This window comes from Saccharospirillum alexandrii, assembly GCF_004000275.1.
GTDB classification, from domain to species: Bacteria; Pseudomonadota; Gammaproteobacteria; order Pseudomonadales; family Natronospirillaceae; genus Saccharospirillum; species Saccharospirillum alexandrii.
Window position 1 is genome coordinate 234273 of sequence record NZ_RCIP01000005.1, and the last position, 16384, is coordinate 250656.

The 16384-nt window shown below is 60.0% G+C and carries 16 protein-coding genes; 5 read left to right on the plus strand and 11 right to left on the minus strand.

Annotated features, from left to right (window positions below; all coding sequences use genetic code 11):
* Nucleotides 1-12: 12 nt before the first annotated feature.
* From EP166_RS18705 to EP166_RS18715, 3 genes are all read right to left on the minus strand, one after another.
* A complete protein-coding gene (locus EP166_RS18705) occupies nucleotides 13-222 on the minus strand; it encodes a helix-turn-helix domain-containing protein (RefSeq protein WP_181952734.1) in 210 nt (69 codons plus the stop codon).
* A 140-nt stretch (nucleotides 223-362) separates the two neighbouring features.
* Complete coding sequence (locus EP166_RS18710) at nucleotides 363-1109, minus strand: hypothetical protein (RefSeq protein WP_127559922.1); 747 nt, start codon at nucleotides 1107-1109, stop codon at nucleotides 363-365.
* Nucleotides 1106-2416, minus strand: coding sequence for a tyrosine-type recombinase/integrase (locus EP166_RS18715; protein ID WP_164744012.1), 1311 nt, complete (start codon nucleotides 2414-2416; stop codon nucleotides 1106-1108). Before EP166_RS18715 ends, EP166_RS18710 begins: the two co-directional genes overlap by 4 nt.
* Before the next feature lie 372 nt (nucleotides 2417-2788).
* On the opposite strand from EP166_RS18715, the gene EP166_RS18720 reads away from it, so the two are divergent.
* Nucleotides 2789-3328: a cytochrome b gene (locus tag EP166_RS18720; protein ID WP_164744013.1), complete on the plus strand. Its 540-nt coding sequence runs from the start codon at nucleotides 2789-2791 to the stop codon at nucleotides 3326-3328.
* A gap of 15 nt (nucleotides 3329-3343) precedes the next feature.
* Here the strand turns inward: EP166_RS18720 and mdoH are convergent, their stop codons facing one another.
* Complete coding sequence (gene mdoH / locus EP166_RS18725; protein ID WP_127559927.1) at nucleotides 3344-5230, minus strand: glucans biosynthesis glucosyltransferase MdoH; 1887 nt, start codon at nucleotides 5228-5230, stop codon at nucleotides 3344-3346.
* Entirely contained in the window at nucleotides 5227-6786 is a 1560-nt protein-coding gene (locus EP166_RS18730) for an OpgD/OpgG family glucan biosynthesis protein (protein ID WP_127559929.1), read from the minus strand. The genes mdoH and EP166_RS18730 overlap by 4 nt, the downstream gene beginning before the upstream one ends.
* 201 nt (nucleotides 6787-6987) lie before the next feature.
* Here EP166_RS18730 and EP166_RS18735 point away from each other — a divergent pair, with 201 nt between their 5' ends.
* Together EP166_RS18735 and EP166_RS18740 are read left to right on the plus strand one after the other, a co-directional pair.
* Nucleotides 6988-7806 (plus strand): CDP-alcohol phosphatidyltransferase family protein, encoded by an 819-nt coding sequence (locus EP166_RS18735; protein WP_127559931.1) that lies wholly within the window; start codon nucleotides 6988-6990, stop codon nucleotides 7804-7806.
* Entirely contained in the window at nucleotides 7803-8837 is a 1035-nt protein-coding gene (locus EP166_RS18740) for a lysylphosphatidylglycerol synthase transmembrane domain-containing protein (protein ID WP_127559933.1), read from the plus strand. The genes EP166_RS18735 and EP166_RS18740 overlap by 4 nt, the downstream gene beginning before the upstream one ends.
* On the opposite strand, the gene EP166_RS18745 is transcribed toward EP166_RS18740, so the two are convergent.
* Genes EP166_RS18745 through ribA form a run of 4 tightly spaced genes read right to left on the minus strand, consistent with a single transcriptional unit; the run spans nucleotide 8826 to nucleotide 11592 of the window.
* Nucleotides 8826-9206: a 6-pyruvoyl trahydropterin synthase family protein gene (locus tag EP166_RS18745; RefSeq protein WP_127559935.1), complete on the minus strand. Its 381-nt coding sequence runs from the start codon at nucleotides 9204-9206 to the stop codon at nucleotides 8826-8828. The genes EP166_RS18740 and EP166_RS18745 overlap by 12 nt on opposite strands.
* A 15-nt stretch (nucleotides 9207-9221) precedes the next feature.
* Complete coding sequence (locus EP166_RS18750; protein WP_127559937.1) at nucleotides 9222-10253, minus strand: zinc-dependent alcohol dehydrogenase; 1032 nt, start codon at nucleotides 10251-10253, stop codon at nucleotides 9222-9224.
* The gene (locus EP166_RS18755) at nucleotides 10250-10993 is read right to left on the minus strand and encodes a RibD family protein (protein ID WP_127559939.1); all 744 of its coding nucleotides are present in this window, start codon (nucleotides 10991-10993) and stop codon (nucleotides 10250-10252) included. The genes EP166_RS18750 and EP166_RS18755 overlap by 4 nt, the downstream gene beginning before the upstream one ends.
* Nucleotides 10990-11592 (minus strand): GTP cyclohydrolase II, encoded by a 603-nt coding sequence (gene ribA, locus EP166_RS18760; protein WP_246026346.1) that lies wholly within the window; start codon nucleotides 11590-11592, stop codon nucleotides 10990-10992. The genes EP166_RS18755 and ribA overlap by 4 nt, the downstream gene beginning before the upstream one ends.
* Before the next feature lie 139 nt (nucleotides 11593-11731).
* Between ribA and EP166_RS18765 the strand changes: the two genes are divergently transcribed.
* Together EP166_RS18765 and EP166_RS18770 are read left to right on the plus strand one after the other, a co-directional pair.
* Nucleotides 11732-12790 carry a glycosyltransferase family 4 protein gene (locus EP166_RS18765; RefSeq protein WP_220432635.1) on the plus strand — a complete coding sequence of 353 codons (1059 nt, stop codon included), beginning with the start codon at nucleotides 11732-11734 and terminating at the stop codon, nucleotides 12788-12790.
* Nucleotides 12791-12988: 198 nt separating this feature from the next.
* The gene (locus EP166_RS18770; protein WP_127559943.1) at nucleotides 12989-13801 is read left to right on the plus strand and encodes a class I SAM-dependent methyltransferase; all 813 of its coding nucleotides are present in this window, start codon (nucleotides 12989-12991) and stop codon (nucleotides 13799-13801) included.
* Nucleotides 13802-14000: 199 nt separating this feature from the next.
* On the opposite strand, the gene EP166_RS18775 is transcribed toward EP166_RS18770, so the two are convergent.
* Nucleotides 14001-14756 carry an FkbM family methyltransferase gene (locus tag EP166_RS18775; protein ID WP_220432636.1) on the minus strand — a complete coding sequence of 252 codons (756 nt, stop codon included), beginning with the start codon at nucleotides 14754-14756 and terminating at the stop codon, nucleotides 14001-14003.
* On the minus strand, nucleotides 14756-16366 hold the full coding sequence (locus EP166_RS18780; RefSeq protein WP_127559945.1) for a sulfatase-like hydrolase/transferase: 1611 nt from the start codon (nucleotides 16364-16366) through the stop codon (nucleotides 14756-14758). The genes EP166_RS18775 and EP166_RS18780 overlap by 1 nt, the downstream gene beginning before the upstream one ends.
* Between the last annotated feature and the right edge of the window lie 18 nt (nucleotides 16367-16384).

Below are 16384 nucleotides of genomic sequence, written 5' to 3' on the forward strand. Positions count from 1 at the left end.
CGCAGTTCCTCTTCATGGCGTATGACCTTCAACACTGACGGTGCGGCCCTCTATGAACGTCATGAGGTCGCAGTGCCGGTAGCGCACGTAGCGGCCCACCTTCACGTATCTGAGGTCGTAGCGTTTGTTGCAGCGCCAGATCGCTAGGGTCTGGGTGCTAACGCCCAGGAAGGAAGATGCTTGCTGGGGAGTAAGTAGCTGCTCCGATATATTTGCTTGCATGAGTCTGTGCCTTCATTTCGGTGAATGTAGGCTTCAGATTGTATGGGGCTATTTCGGGGGCATGTGGTCAGCTAAGCTTAGGTGTCCGGACAGCTAAGCTTAACCACCGCAGTCAGGGGGTGGGCCAGTGTGATTTGTAATCAAGATTTGGTCGTCTTTAGCGCATCTCTGATGATTTTCACGGTTTTTTCTGTAGACAAAGGAATAATGCCATCTTCAAAATAGAGCGGCGATTTCTCCTCCATGACTCTTGCAATAGCACTGGCGCTGACCTTTCCATTGTGAGTGCACTGTTCGCGGTAGTCAGTTGCGATAGCGAGGGCTGCTTTAAGGATTGCTTCCCGTTTATGTGCATGGTGGGTAGTATTTCGGGTTTTTTGGTTTTCTGTAAATTGGCCAAGCTGATCGGGTGTATTGATCAGCTTCGCAAGTGCGTCCTCCACGGGCTTTATTGGGTGAAGCTTTTGGCTTTTTAACCACTGGATATAGTTCAGAGGTTTGCCACGCCATTCAGTGGGCTTGTCTTGTGGATTTATCACCAAATTTTCGTTGAACCTGGCCGCTTCAATGTGGCTTTTGACTTCTTGAGCCCATTCATTGTGTGTGAAAGCCTGGTTATAGGAGTGTCGTGGCTCGTAAGCTTGGCAGATAGCGAGTGCCTCAGAATGTAATAGCCAGGTCTCCCGCTTGAGCCAAAGCTCAAGGAATGCGGCCATGGCTGTCTCATTCTTGAGACGCTCTTCACGTTCCATTAAGAGTTTATTGCGATGGTTTATTCCCTTTTCTTCTAGGTGCTTGAACATATTTGTAAATGCTTTAATCATCGTTTTAGTATCACCTGGATCAAACGACTCGTTGATTCGCTGCTTAGTGTCCTTTTGACTCATAGGGACTCCTTAGTTAATTCAGCCATGAGTTGTTGTTTTTTATCTTCAGACAGACTGGCAATAAGTGCCTGAAAGCGCGTGTCTAGGGTTTGTGCCGGTGGGGTAAGGCCCGCGTGTTGTAGTAGGGCGTCTTCAATGGCCTGGGCAGAAGGGCGCAATTCTTCCGGCGTCAGAACCACGTAACCGGCGGTTACGTCATCGCGCCGGGTCCGGTGGTTAAGTAGCCGCTTTATGGTGTAGGTGCCTACACCCAGGGATTCGGCGGTGGTGGTGAAGGTGCGGCGCAGGTCGTGCAAGGTGAACTCGACGCCGGTCGCCTCCCGGATCTGATTGATCACTTTTTTGGGCTCCCGGATGACGCCATGCAGGTTGTCGGCATTGAAGACGAAGCCGTGTGTGTTATAGAGCCGTTGGCGTCGCTCCAGAATACTGAATACCCGGTCCGTGATGGGCAGTTCCAGGGGGTCGCCGTTCTTGGTGGTGGTGAGGTGGTAGGAACGGTCCGCCATGTTGACCTGGTTCCAGGTCAGTCCCAGCAGTTCGGATTTGCGCAGGCCGGTCAGCAGGGCCATTTCCACCAGATCGCAGACCGCCACGGTAAAATCTTCCCCTGTATCCCGTAGGGTACACACGCCCTGGAACCAGACCGGCAATTGGCTGCGAGTGATGCGGGTGTGTTTGCGCGGGATTTTGTTCCAGGACCGTTGGTGGCTCAGGATGCCCACCGGGTTGTGGTCAAACAGGAATCGATTGTTCAGGCCCCGGTATTCGTATTTGGCAAAGTTGAACAGGGCGCGAAGTACTCGCATGGTCAAATCAGCCTGGGCTTGGCTTGCCTGGGACAGCCGGTGGTGCTCTTTCTTCACCACCTCTTCGGTGATGTTGGCCAGGGGCTTGGTCTTGTAGGCGTCCAGGTAGTTGTTGATGACGGTGGTGTAGCCGCGCAGGGAACTGGGCGTAAGCGGGCGAGCGGCACAGTAATCCTTAAACACTTCTTCCAGGGTCACCTTGGACTTGCGTGCCGCTCGGGCTTCCTCGTTCGGGTTCACCTGGTCGCCCAGGCGGTGGATGGCCTCGGTGGCTTGTCGGCGTGCCTGCTCTATACTCAGGTCCGGGAACTTGCCCAGGGTGACGTTGATCGGGCTGGCGTGGCCTTTGATCTTTTTGTAGACCCGGAAGGTGCGAACGCCTTTGGGCGTCAGTTCCAGAACCAGTCCGGGAACGCCTTCGTCGCGCACCCGGACCCGCTTAGTGGGGATCGGCAGGTCTTCCAGTGCCTTCTTGGTGAAGCGAAATTTGGTCTCCAAAGCCCCTCCCTTGTGGGGTATAGCCATGTTCTGGTGCTACCCTGGTGCTACTTTTGAACGGAAAAATGAGCATACGAGGGAAATGGAGGCAAAACAAGGATTGTCGTAAGTTACTGTATTTTAAGGAAAAATAAACATTTAGACAGTTTGGGAAATGTTGGGAAAAGGGCCTTTTCGCAACTCATAATCGGCAGGTCCTGGGTTCAAGTCCCGGAGGGCCCACCATCTTGTTGTATCAACAACATGCGATCAATCAGTAACCCCTCAAGGACACAGGTCAATCAAATCGATGGTCGCCTGTACCGTTAACCTCTATGATCAATGAAGAGGAAACGAACCATCGTACGCTTGATCAGATTGAGGAAGCAATCCGTGCCCCACATCCAAAAATACCCACTAGCCTGGCGACTGCTGCACTGGCTAATGGCCCTGATGGTCTTTGCATTAATTCCCATTGGCGTTGTGATGGCTGAACGTGCAGAAGCTGAAATTTGGGGTGCCTTAACGAACACCTTGTATAACTGGCATAAGGCAATCGGCTTCAGTGTTCTGTTGCTGATGGTGTTGCGGATTGTGATGAAGGTTTGGCTTAAAGGCCCGCCGTATCCGGATGAATTGCCCCGCAAGTTGCAACTGGCCGCCAAGAGTTTGCACCACTTGCTCTATGTTTTGCTGGTGCTGACGCCCTTGTTTGGTTGGGCAGGTGTTACGGCGTTTCCGGCGTTGATTACGGTGGGTGGTTATCATTTGCCGGCCATGCCGTTTGTGCCGGTGAACGAGGCGTTGGCCGGTCGGTTATTTGCCATTCACGGTGCCCTGGCGATAACGCTGGGTGTGTTGATCGTCGGCCACATTGGGGCGGCGATGAAGCATATGGTTCAGAAAGACGGAATATTTCGGCGCATGCTGTAAGGCCCGGGTGTTTTGTTATCGGGCCTGTATTGCTGCTGAATAAGTGGCCAGAAACTCCTGTCGGCGTTGCATGATACCGGGTGGGGTTGCCTCTTCGGGTATGCCCAGCAGGCCCCATTTAGCCAGCCAACGGCCGGCTGTTTTGCTGCCACTCAGGGCAGAAAGCGGTATGGCCAGTATCAGCCCGATGACGGTGGGTAGCATCCAGTACAGCAGCGTCGACGATAACCACAGCAGTAGTGCCAGAACCAACAACCCAAGTGCGGTTTGCACGCCATGGCTGGCCAGTAAGGGCCGCCAGATTACACCACTCCCTTGCCGCCGCTGGGCAGACCAGCCTGAATCTTGCCCCCGGGCAATTTCCCAGAGGTGGCGGCTGTGCACCAGCATGAAAATGGGGGCGTGCAGTACCGAGAACAGCAGTTCCAGCAGAGCGCTCACGAAAAAACTCAGCCGGCTGGTCCCTCCACGCCGTGCTTTGCTCAGTAAGCCACCCAGCAGCCCAAGCAGCTTGGGCAGCAATAGCAAGGCCATGGTGAACACGAACAGCCCGACCATGCGGTCTGAATCGAACAGGGGCGGCAGGCCACCGGCTAAACCCTGGCTTTCTTGCAGCGCAAAGCGGGTGCTCAGTACCAAACCAACCGTCACCATGGCCAGCCACAGCAGGGAGGTCAGGTAATTCATAACGCCCATGATCATGTGCGCCCGGCTTGGCCAGCGCAGGCCTCGGGTGAGTAATACGGCCAGGTGTTGCACATTGCCCTGGGCCCAGCGCCGGTCGCGAACGGCGGCGTCGAGCAGGGTGGGTGGGCATTCTTCCCAGGAGCCCGCGAGGTTGGGCAGCATTTTTACCGACCAGCCGGCGCGACGAATCAGCGCGGCTTCTACAAAATCGTGTGAGCGTATTTCGCCGCCAAAGGGGCGCGGGCCGGGCAGCTCGGGCAAGCCGGCCGCCGCCGCGAATGCGCGAATGCGGATAATGGCGTTGTGCCCCCAGTAGTTGCCGCTGTCGCCCTGCCAGGCGCTCAGGCCCCGCGCGAACACCGGGCCGTAAGCCACGCCCGCAAACTGCTGCAGCCGGGCAAAGAGGGTTTCGCCGCCGTATTGGCGGGGCAGAGTTTGCAGAATGCCGGTGTTGGGGTCGGCATCCATTTCCCGCACCAGGGTGGCCAGGGTGTCACCGGCGATCAGGCTGTCGGCATCGAGCACCACCATGTAGTCGTAACTGCGGCCCCAACGGTTGATGAAGTCGCGAATGTTGCCGGCCTTGCGTTCGGTGTTCTGGGTGCGGCGGCGGTACCAGACGGGCATTGTCTCGCCCAGGCGGTCGCGCAAGTGCTGCACGGCGGTGGCTTCGGCGGCAATGATGTCGGGGACGGTGCTGTCTGAGAGTATGAACAGCTCGAAATGCCGGTTCAGGTTCAGGCGGCCGAGGTCTTCTGCCATTGCCGCCAGAGCTGCACAGGCGTTGGCGGCGTCTTCGTTGTAAACGGGCATCAGCAGTACGGTTTTGCCCTGCAAGGCGGCATTGGGCTTGGCTAGGAGTTGCTGTTTTCCGGCTTGGGTGCGGTTGAAGAGCAGCCCGGCCAGGGCGGCGGTGGCTGAAAGTGAAATCCACCCGAAGGTCAGGGTGAACAGGCCCAGCAGCATCCACAGCAATACCGTTACCCAAAGGTCGCCGGGGCCGGTTGCCGTCATCGCTTCGCTGAGCGGCAGTGTGAGGTACATCTGGCAGCTGGCGGCCACGGTAAGCGCGAGGCTGCCGCCGAAGGTAAAGTAACGGGCCAGCCAGGGGCTAGGCGTTTGGCCGGCTGCGTGCGTGGCCGGGGGTTGTGAAAGCCGCTGAGTGGGCATGGCCAGGGGCGATGCCGGTGGCGTTAGCGAGAGCGTTGCTTTCATCGCGTCCACCGGTAGAGCCAGGTTTCACCCCAGGGCTGGCCGTCTACTTCAAGCGCCACGCGCAGCTCGGCCAGGTCGGCTTCGCCCGGGTTGAGTTTTACATAGGCCTGGTAATGGCCGGTGGCTTCCACCAGCGTGCCGCTCACACCGGTGATCTCGCCGGCACTGGTGCTGGCATTGATGCGCACGGCACCGGGGTTGTCAGCCAGGTTTGGCAGGGCCTGCCCGCCGCTGTAATCAATCACAAAAACGCGGTCGTCGCTGCCGAGCGCCGTGCCAGAGGCAGTGTTCATAACACGGCCCTGTTCCGGTGCGAACGGCGAGCCGGTGCTCCAGTGCAGGCGGTACTGGTAGCGGTATTCCTGGCCGGTTTTGAAGCCGTCAGCCGGTTGCCAGTAGGCGACAATATTGTCGTGGTATTCACTGTCAGTCGGAATTTCCAGCAGTTCGACGTGGCCTTCGCCCCAATCGCCCAGGGGTTCTACCCAGAGTGAAGGCCGTTTGTCGTAACGGGCTTCATTGTCGTTGAATTGCTCGAAGGCTTGTCGGCGCTGCAGCAGGCCAAAACCGACGGGCGTGGCCGAGTCTGCGGTTTCAAAGGAGGAGACTTGCCAATGCGCGGGGTTGGCCAGCGGTCGCCAGATCTGCTCGCCATTGGCCTGCAGAATCTGCAGGCCGTCGGAGTCGTGTACGGCGTTGCGGAAGTCATCGAACCGGGCACGGTTGGTGCCGTTGAACATAAACATGGAGGTCAGCGGGGCTATGCCCACGCGCGGTCTGTCCCGGCGCGGGTAAAGGCTGGCATCAACGTCGATTATTGTCTGGTCGCCGGGCATAACGGTAAAGCGATAGGTACCCGTGACCGAGGGGCTGTCTAGCAGAGCGTGAATAACCACATCGCCGTCACCCGTGGCGGGCCGTTCAATCCAGAAATCGGAAAAATGCGGAAATTCTTCGTCGCCCTCGCCTACGGTGTTGACCGCCAACCCGCGTGCTGAAAGGCCGTAAAACTGGTTTTTGCCCACGGCCCGAAAGTAGCTGGCGCCCAGGAATACGAGGAATTCTTCGTAACGTTCAGCGGTGTTAATGGGGTGGTGTACCCGAAAGCCGGCATAGCCGTCTGCGGTTAGTGCATCAGCATCAACCGGGCTGTCGTGGTAGTTGAACAGGTCGGTATCGAAAGCCAGGCGACGGGCTAAGCCGTTTTTCACCAGGTGAATGCCAACCGGCATCGTATGCAGGAAGCCGGGGTGAAACAGCTGCAGCTGAAAGGGCCGGGGTTCGTTGCCCCACACGGCGGCGTTCGGGTCAAACACGATGCGCCGGTAATCGTCGTAACTCAGCGCGCGCAGCGCGTTGTCATCGGCCAGGGTATCGGGTGCAAAGGGCTCATTTGCCAGTTCACGAGCCTGGCCTTGAAGCCAGCGGTGGCTGAACGGCAAGGGATCAGACGCGAATGTCGGCTGTGCGATGAGCGGCTGGCTGAACGGCAGGCAGGCCATGAATAGCAGGGCTGCCGCGGGCCAATAACCGGGCCAGGCACTTCTAGGTAACATGGTGTCTTTCCTGTCCGTTAAGGGCGGATCGGGCGTGATGAGTGTGCATGCCAAAAGGGTACGGGGCCAGCCGGGGCCTGGATCAGCGCGGCCACCACCACTGGTCCCATCGCGGCCTTGGGTCGTATACTCCGGGCACACCTCATTCAGGTTCAGGCATTATGATCATTAACCGCCCGCTTCGCATTACCCGGAAGGCTTATGCCGGGTCCTATTGAGCCATTCAGCGATATACCGGGTACCAGTGTACCACCGACATTGCTTCGCGAACTGGTGCACATCGCTTTGCTGGGTGCCGGTGCGTTGCTGTCCGGTGCTCTGGCGTTGTGGGTCGTAGAAGGGCCGGTCACCGGGGTGCGCTGGTTAGTGGGTGGCCTTGCTGGCTGGGCGTTTGTGCTGTGGCAGTGCCGCACTCGGCTTCATTTGAATGTTAGTACCATCGATAACCGCCCGTTCAACCGTCTGGGCATGGCCAACCGCATTACATTGGTGCGCGGTTTGTTAATTGGCGCTACGGCCGGGTTTCTGGCGATGCTCCCCCTTCAGGCTCACGCCGGCTGGCTTTACGTGCCAGCCGTGTTCTATACCGTGGCGGCCGCGCTGGACGGGCTCGATGGGTTTGTGGCCCGGCGTCAGCAGCAGACTACGCGCCTGGGTACCGAGCTCGATACCGCCCTGGATGCCTTCGGCTTGCTCATCGCGCCTCTAGTCGCTGTGTTTACTGGAAAACTCCCGGTTATTTATTTGCTGGTCAGTGTGGCCTATTACCTGTTTCAGTGGGGCATTCTCTGGCGCCGGCAACGCGGACGGCCGGTGTATGCGCTGCCCCCAAGCCAGGTGCGGCGTTACCTGGCAGGGGCGCAAATGGTGCTGGTCGCGCTTGCCTTGTGGCCACCCCTGCCGGGGGCGTTTACCCAATGGTTGGGTATTGCTCTGATGATTCCGTTGCTAATTGGCTTCTGCCGCGACTGGCTGCATGTAAGCGGGCGAATCGGCGCGCGCCGGGAGCCTGCAGCATGACGCAACGCCGTGGCCTAAGCCGATGGAACCTCACCACCCTGGTGCTCTGGCTGCTGGCGCTCGCGCTGGCGGGCTGGACGCTCAGGCAGCTGCCGCTGAACAGCATTACCGCCCAGCTAGGGCAGCTCACCTGGCACAACTGGCTGCTGTGGACGCTGGTTAACGGCACCATTCTGTATTTGGCGGTAAAACGCTGGCAACTGCTCGGGCAGGCACTGCAGGCGCCGTTGTCGCTGGCCCGTCTGTTTCGGATGCGCCAGGCAGGCAGTGCGGTCAGTTTTCTGACCCCGGGGCCGCATTTTGGGGGCGAGCCGTTGCAGCTGTTTTGGTTAAAGCGCTTCTTTGGCCAGCCGTTGCACCGTGCCGTGGTCATGCTGGGGCTGGACCGCTTTGTGGAAACCAGTACCAATATCGCCGTTTTGCTCGCGGGCGTGCTGATGTTGCTGGGCACGGCCATGGTGCCGCTGGATGATGGCCTTCAGGTCTCGGCCATACTGGGCGGGGTGTTGGCGGCCCTGGTATTGGCAGCGGCGCTGGTGGTGCGCCACCCAGTGTGGCTGGCCAATCGGTTTCGGCCGTTGGTGCAACGCTGGCGGGGTGGTTCTGATGAACGCGATTCCAACCAGGAGGGCGGCTGGCAGGCGCTGGTGCGGTTAATGCAGAACGCTCTGGCACTGCACCGGGGGCGACTCTGGGCAGCATTGCTGTTGTCGTTGCTGGGTTGGGCGGCGTTGGTGCTGGAGTTGTGGCTGCTGTTGCGCTTTCTCGGCCTCTCGCCGTCGCCGACCGATTTACTGACCATAATGGTGGGCATGCGGCTGGCCATGTTGCTGCCGGTGCCGGGGGGCATTGGCACTATCGAGGCTTCGATGTTGTGGTCGTTCCAGTTGCTGGGGCTGCCGGTCAGCGCGGCCCTGGGGCTGATTGCACTGACCCGCCTGCGCGATGCCGTTGTGTTATTGGTCGGGTTGGGGTGTCTGTGGAGCTTCCACCGCCCCCGACTTCCCGGCAAGGCGGTGTCAGCCGAATGATTGGCGATAGGCGGCCCAACAACTGTCGTTTTCCCACAGCTTAACCGTGAGCGCGCCAGTGCCCGGGGGCGTGATGTCGGCCAGCAAATGCTCGCTGAGAATCCGGCTGAAATGCTCAATACTTGGGTTCAGCCCGGCGAATTCGGGTTTGTCGTTCAGCATGCTGTCGCGGTAATACCCCACCACCTTGCTCAGGGCATCCTCGATTTCGACGATGTCGACCAGGTAACCGTGCTCGTTGAGGGTGTCACTTTCGATACGCACTTCGAGCACGTAGTGGTGGGCGTGGGGGCTGTTCTCGGCGCCCCAGTCTCCCCCGATCAAATAATGGTTGGCGATAAAATCCTGGGTAACGGCGACGGTATACATAGGCTTCCTGTTCGGTTAGTGAGCGGAGTAATCAAACAGCGGCTGCACCATGCCGGCCTGGGCGTCGTGCAGTTGCTGGTAAAGGGTGCCGGCTTCGCGCAAGGGCAGCCGGTGGGTGATCAGCTGGGTCGGGTCGATGCGGCGAATCATCTCCCACGCCACATCGAAGCGGCGTTGTTTGCTCCAGCGGCCGCCAAGGGCCGGGGCCAGGGTGCTGACCTGGCTGGTAATCAGTTGCAGGCGGTTGCGGTGCGCTTCGCCGCCCAGGTCAACCGACACCGGTTTGTTGCCATACCAGCTGCCGATGACGATGCGGCTGGCATAGCCACTCAGGCCAATGGCCAGGTTCAGGGCGTCGGGGTGCCCGCTGATCTCGTAGATCAAATCGGCATCGGCCAAGTCGGGTTGTTGGTTCGGGGTGGCGTCTTCCGGGTTGAAAACAGCCTGCACGCCCAGTTGGCGGGCCAGGGCCTGGCGGTTGGGTTGGCCTTCAACGGCCTTCAACGTGGCCAGAGGGTATTGGGAGAGCACGCCCGATAACAGCAAACCGACCACGCCCTGGCCGAGCACCACGACCCGTTCGCCGAGCATCGGCTGGCCATCCTGCACCAGGTTTACGGCGGTTTCCATGTTGGGCAGAAACACAGCCGCCTCGGCGGAAATGTCGTCCGGTACCGGCATGAGCTGGTCTGGCCTGGCATTGAAATGGCTGGCGTGCGGCTGGAAGGAAAACACCCGCTTGCCCAACCAGGTCGGGTCGACCTCGGCGCCGGTTTGTACCACCTCGCCGGCGCAGGCGTAGCCGTATTGCACTGGGTACTGGGAAGCGCCCTGCAGAGATTCGAGCGAGCTGTCGAGTGCCATCGAATCTGGCAGTTGCCCGCGGTAAAGCAATAATTCAGAGCCGGGGCTGACGGCGGAGTAGAGGCTGCGCACCTGAACTTCGTCGGCCGCGGGTAGCGCCAGAGGTACGTTGCGCACTTCTACCTGAAACGGCGCGGTAAACCAGAGCTGGGAGGCCGTGTTGTTGGAGGTGCTGTTGGTCATGTCCTGGGTCCGTTTTCGGCGTCACCCTGGTAGCCTAGCCGACCCCAGACAATCAGTTCGTTGCCCAGTTGCCGGCTGTGCAGGGCGTCGATGTGAGGGAAGGGCATGCGGTCGGCGTCGCCCAGCTGGCCCACCGCGTTGTAACCCCCCACGAACACCGGGGCGACGGTCAATATCACGGCGTCGGCCAGGCCGGTCCGCAGGAAGGCGGTAATCACCGAGGCGCCGCCTTCGACCATTAAGCTGCGAATGCCGCGTTCGTGCAAGACGGCCATGGCTTCATGCAGGTTAACGTGCCCGTCGGCATCGCCGGGCACGACGATCAGTTCGCAGTCATCGCGGTCGGTCGCCGCTTCCGGGGTGGTCAGCACCCAGCAGCCATGCTCGGCGCTCTGGCAGAGTTTGCAAGTGGGCGGCATGCGCAACTGGCTGTCGAGTACGATGGGTTGCGGGTCTTTACCGGTCCATTTGCGCACGTTAAGACGGGGGTTGTCGGCCAGCACGGTGCCAATGCCGACCAGAATGCCATCGTGCAGGCTGCGCAGCTGATGCGTCATCTGCATGCTGGCGTCGCTGCTTAGTGCCATGGTTTCGCCGGGGGCGGTGGTGATGCTGCCATCCCAGCTCTGGGCGTAGCTGAGCGTCACGTGCGGCCGCCTGCGGCTGGCACCCTGGGGTGAATTCTGTGCGGCTTGCTGTTCAGCCAGCAGCCAGTGTTCGATGTCCTGATTCAGCGTCATGAGCTCACAGATTTGATGACCGGTTTGATCGGCAGAAAATGATCCATACGCTGCGCCTTGGTGAGCAAGTAGCCGGCGTTATCGGTGTTGGCTGCAACGGCCAGCGATACCCGTTCCGATACGGTAATGCCTTCGGCTTCCAGCGCGCTGATCTTGGCCGGGTTGTTGGTGATCAGTCGCACTGAATCCACCCCCAGGTCTTCCAGTATCAGCGCGGCGAGCGAATAGTCGCGTTCGTCGGCTTCGTGACCCAGCATTAAGTTGGCGTCCACGGTGTCGTACCCCTGGTCTTGCAAATTATAGGCGCGCAACTTGTCGAGCAGCCCGATGCCGCGACCTTCCTGACGCATGTATAACACAACGCCGACCCCGGCGTTCGCCACCATGGCCATGGAGCGGTCGAGTTGCTCACCGCAATCGCACCGCCGGGAGCCGAGTACATCGCCGGTGAAGCATTCGGAATGAACCCGAACCAGAACCGACCCGGCGCGGGTAATATCGCCCATAAAAAACGCCAAGTGTTCTTTATTGTCGAGCGTATTGGTGTAGAAACACAACTGGAAATCACCGTATTCGGTGGGGATGCGTGTGCTGGTCATTCGGGTCACTTCAGGCATGGACATTAGGTACTCGGAATGCTGTTATGACGGTTCACGGATGTCTGGGCGGCTCGCTGTCTCATGCCCGGACGCTACTCAATAAGCTACGACCCCCTGTTGGGAACGGATCAGAACCCTATTGAACATCACTGCTGTGTACTTCGTTTTTCCCGGTAACCTGGAAACGCCCACGGGCGGCTATCATTACGATCGCCGGCTGATTCACGAGCTGCGACAACTGGGCCTGGGCGTTGAAACCATCGCGCTTTCCGATCAGTTTCCGTTCCCGGACGATCAGGCGCTGGAAGACGCCCGCGAGGCACTAGCGGCCGTGCCGGAGGGTGCCGTAGTGATCATCGACGGGCTCGCCTTCGGCACGCTGGAGCACCTCGCCGAAGCCGAAGCGCAGCGTTTGCGCATCATCGCCTTGTGCCACCACCCACTGGCGCTGGAATCGGGCCTCGACCAGGCTCAGCAGCAGCGGTTTCAGGCTTCGGAACAGCGGGCCTTGCATGCCGCCTGCGCTGTGCTGGTCACCAGTGAACACACTCGGCAGAGTCTGATCGACCAGTTCGCGATGCCTCCGGAAAAGGTAGTGGTCGCGCTGCCGGGTACCGACCCAGCCCCTTTCTCCCCCTGCATTGGGTCGCCGTTGCGGTTGCTGACGGTAGCCTCCCTAACCCGACGCAAGGCCCACGATGTACTCATCGATGCCCTGGCACCCCTGACCGACTTGCCCTGGCAGGCACGCTTTGTCGGCGGCAAAGGGTTCGACCCCGACTGGAGCGAAGCCCTACAGCAACAGGTGAACCGACTCCAGTTGCAAGACCGTATTCAACTGGTGGGCGCGGTCGATGACCTGGAGGCCGAGTTCCAGAATGCGGACCTGTTCGTCCTGCCTTCCCGGTACGAAGGGTACGGCATGGTCTTCGCCGAAGCGCTTGCCGCAGGCTTACCGGTGATCGCGGCCCGGGCCGGCGCCGTGCCGGATGTGGTGCCTGAATCCGCCGGCCTGCTGGTGCCGCCCGACGACACCGCCGCGTTAACAGAGGCGTTGAGCAATTTACTGACCCAAGATGACCTGCGCCGCCAATTGCAGGCGGGCGCCCGCAACGCAGCTGCCAACCTGCCCACCTGGGCCGATACCGCCTGTCGGGTGGCTCTGTTGGCAGAAGACACACTGCGGAGTCCGAGTTGACCAGTAGGCTTTGGCCCGCAACGGTGACCGGGGACACCCCTGTGGGGTCGGCGTAGATCCTTCCCTGGAGCCTAGACCGCAGCGTCCCTGCTGCGGACTCCCCCACAGGGGTGCCCCCGGTCACCGCCGCTGGTCTCGGTAGTCAGTGTTGGAAGGTGAGTTACCAGCGCAATACACCAATAAGGAATCTCAGCAACGATGAGTGGATTCAGTATCGACTGGCTGGATCTGCGGGAAGCCGCAGACCGCCGTGCCCGTGACAAGGCCCTGCGGGACCAGGCAATAGAGTGGCTGGAGGCAGGGGTCGCACCACACCAAAACCCGGTGGTGGTTGACCTGGGCGCAGGCACGGGGTCCACCTTGCGAGCGCTCACTTCGCCGGAACAGCAACCACTGACCTGGCGCCTGGTCGACAACGATGCGGCCTTGCTCGACGAAGCCGAGCGCCGACATGGAGAGACTCACCGAATAGAGCCATGCAAAGCTGATCTGGCGTTGTTGACATCACTGCCACTCGAAGGCGCCCGTCTTATAACAGCGTCGGCGCTGTTTGATCTGGTGTCCGAAGATTTTCTGGACGCGCTGGCAACAAAGCTGAAAGCCCTAAGCCAACAACACCCGGTCGGCCTCTATGCCGCCCTGAACTACGATGGCACCACGCACTGGACACCGCATCACCCGCTGGATGACGCCGTACTGGCGGCGTTTAATCAGGATCAGCGCACAGACAAGGGCTTTGGGCCGGCGCTGGGGCCGGACTCCGGTGCGGTTCTGCAGCGACTGTTCACTCAAGTCGGTTTCAAGGTGTATTCCGCTAGCAGCCCCTGGGTGCTGGACGGCGCAGATCAGGCGATGGTAACGGAGCTTATCACCGGTATTGCAGGGGCAGTTGCCGATAACCCGGACATAGAGGCCAGTGAGCTGGAAGACTGGGTTCAGTTTCGGCTATCCAATGTAAGCACTGGTACCTGTACCGTTGGGCATACTGATGTTCTGGCGTTGCCCGCTTAAGTATTGAGCCTCGGAGGTTTGCGTTAGTTCAGCGGCATTGGTTCGCACCGGCTACCCGGGATACTCCTGTGGGGTCGGGCGGAATGCCGCCCACTCAATCCATCCATGGAGCCTAGGCCGCAGCATCCATGCTGCGGACTTCCCCACATGAGCATCCCGAGCAGCCGGTGCTTGCCTGATCAATAAATCCGACTATAAGCTAAAAAAAATACCCCAGGCGTCTGGCATACACATCGCCGCTGCCTTCGCGGGTCGCTTCCAGTTTGTGTGTCATCTCACCCGGGGTTAGCCAGCGCTCGAACTGCAGGCGGTGGGTTTCGCCGGGCGCCAGGTTGTATTCGTAATTGCCCAGTGCTTCCAAACGGTCGATGCAGGCCAGCGCGATGTTAATGCTGGCCGGGATGTACTCGAACGACAGGGCGGCCAGCGGTCGGGATAACCCCTGCAGAACCGCCAGCTCAAAGCCCTCGACATCGATTTTGCAAAACCGGGGTTCGCCGTGAAGCTCGATCAGGGCATCGAGCGTGGTGACGGGTACTGTTACTTCACGGTCCCAGCGCACCGACTGAAACGACGCATCCTGTTGTACCTGGGTTATCCACTCCCGTGACATCGTTGTGACCGTTGGCGTGCGCGTGCTGATGAACAGGGTGGCTTCGCCCGGTTCAGCGCCGATGGCTTTCTCGACCAGGGTAATTTTCGGGTCTTTGCCATAACGGCGGCGCAGGGTGTCCATTAACAAGGGTTGTGGTTCCACGGCCACGACGGTGGCGTCCAGATCACGCCAGGCCTTCAGCCGGTTGCCGACGTGGGCGCCAATTTCGAAACACACATCACCTGGGCGAATGAACTGGCCGTAACAGCGACGCATGCGCGACTGCCTTCCGGGAATGCCGTAATACATCAGCAGTGAACGCCAGAGACCAAGGCGTTCGCGCCATCCTGTGTGTGCCATCAGTTGGGTTCCTTGTCGGGTTCGGAAAAGGCGTCGATAAAGCGGTCGCGAACCAGGTCCATGCGCCAGACCGGGGCGTTGGCATCCGGCAGCAGGCCGGGTTGCCATTGCCAGCTTTCTATCGCCTCGATAACCGCCGGGTCGCTGGCAATCAGGTGTACCGGTACGTCACGGTTCTCGGCGTCGCCGGTGATCATCGGCGCAGCCTGGTGATCGCCCAGCACCAGCAGCACCAGATCGTCGTCACCGTATTCCTGCAGGTAGGAGACCAGCGTCTCCAGCATGTATTCGATCGACTGGCGGTAATACTGGCGAATGGAATTTACATCGCTCCAGACTTCTTCCGGGCTGGGCCCGGCCTGGGCCTGGTCGTTAAAGATTTGGCCGTCGCCGACCTGACCCCAGGGCACCACTCGGGTGTTGGGTGTCCAGGGGGCGTGCGAGGAAATCAGGGCCAGTTCTGCCATGATTGGTTGCCGGTTTTGCGCGCTGCGCTCGCGCGCCTGCAGGGCCGACCAGACGTACTGGTCGGGCATGGTTACCCAGTTAAAAGGCAGGCCCTCGTAGCCGAAATTATGGGCATGGTAGATCTGGTCGTAACCGTAATAAGCGCCTTCGGGCCAGGCCAGGCTGATCGCCGGCATCGCCGCTACGGTGCGCCAGCCGGCCCGCTGAAACAGGCGGTTCAAGGTAACCCGCTCGCTGAGAATGAGGCTTTTGTAACGGGTTTCGCTGTCGATCCAGGCGCCGGAGAGTACCGACGCGTGGGCAAGCCAGCTCAGTCCGCCGACCGTCGGTGCGGTTAGAAAGGCGCTGCGCATCTGCAGGCCTTCGGCGTCGAGCGCGGCTTCCGCCCAGGCCAGTTTGTCGGTTATCGGGTCTTTGAAGGGGTCTTGCTCCAGCAACACCCGGCCGTAAGACTCGGCGAACACAATGTAGACGTCTTTTCCTTCCAGGCGCGAAAACAACGAATTGGCAGGCAATTCGGCGGCGGCATCATCACCGACCGTTGCTGCAAAGTCCTGTATATCCTGAAGGCTGTGAACGGTATCCCGCCCGTGGGCGACCAGTTGATCCCAGGCGAAGGTATCGGCGCGCGACCAGCCCGTGGCCTTCAACCCGCCCCAGGCCAGCAACCCCACTAGCAGTGCAACACCGGCCAGACGCGGCGCGGCTTGCAAGGTGCGTTGAATGCGCCCGAGCATGACATACGCCAGCCAACACACCAGGGCGATGACCAACACCAGCCCCAGGGCAACCAGTGCCGACGCCAGGCTGCCCAGTACCCCGCTCAGCAAGCGGCTGGCATCTGCCAGCAAGTGGCTGTCGAAAACCGGATTAAAGCGCCGCGCAAAGATTTCATGGGTGACCAGATCTGCGCCGCGCAGCAGTATCCCCAGGCCCAGCATCATTGCCAGCAAACCATGCACGCCCTTGCCGACGACGCCCGGTATCAGCAATAAAAAACCGATGACCAGCAATTCCAGCGGGAAAAAGACAAAGGCGGGTGGCGCGATCCAGACCAGTCGGTTGGGCAGCGAGAGGGCGACAAAGAGCCCAATAAAGGCGACAACAGTGATAAGGTGCCGGATGACTGGGCGATGGGGCATGTATACGTCTCAATTGAT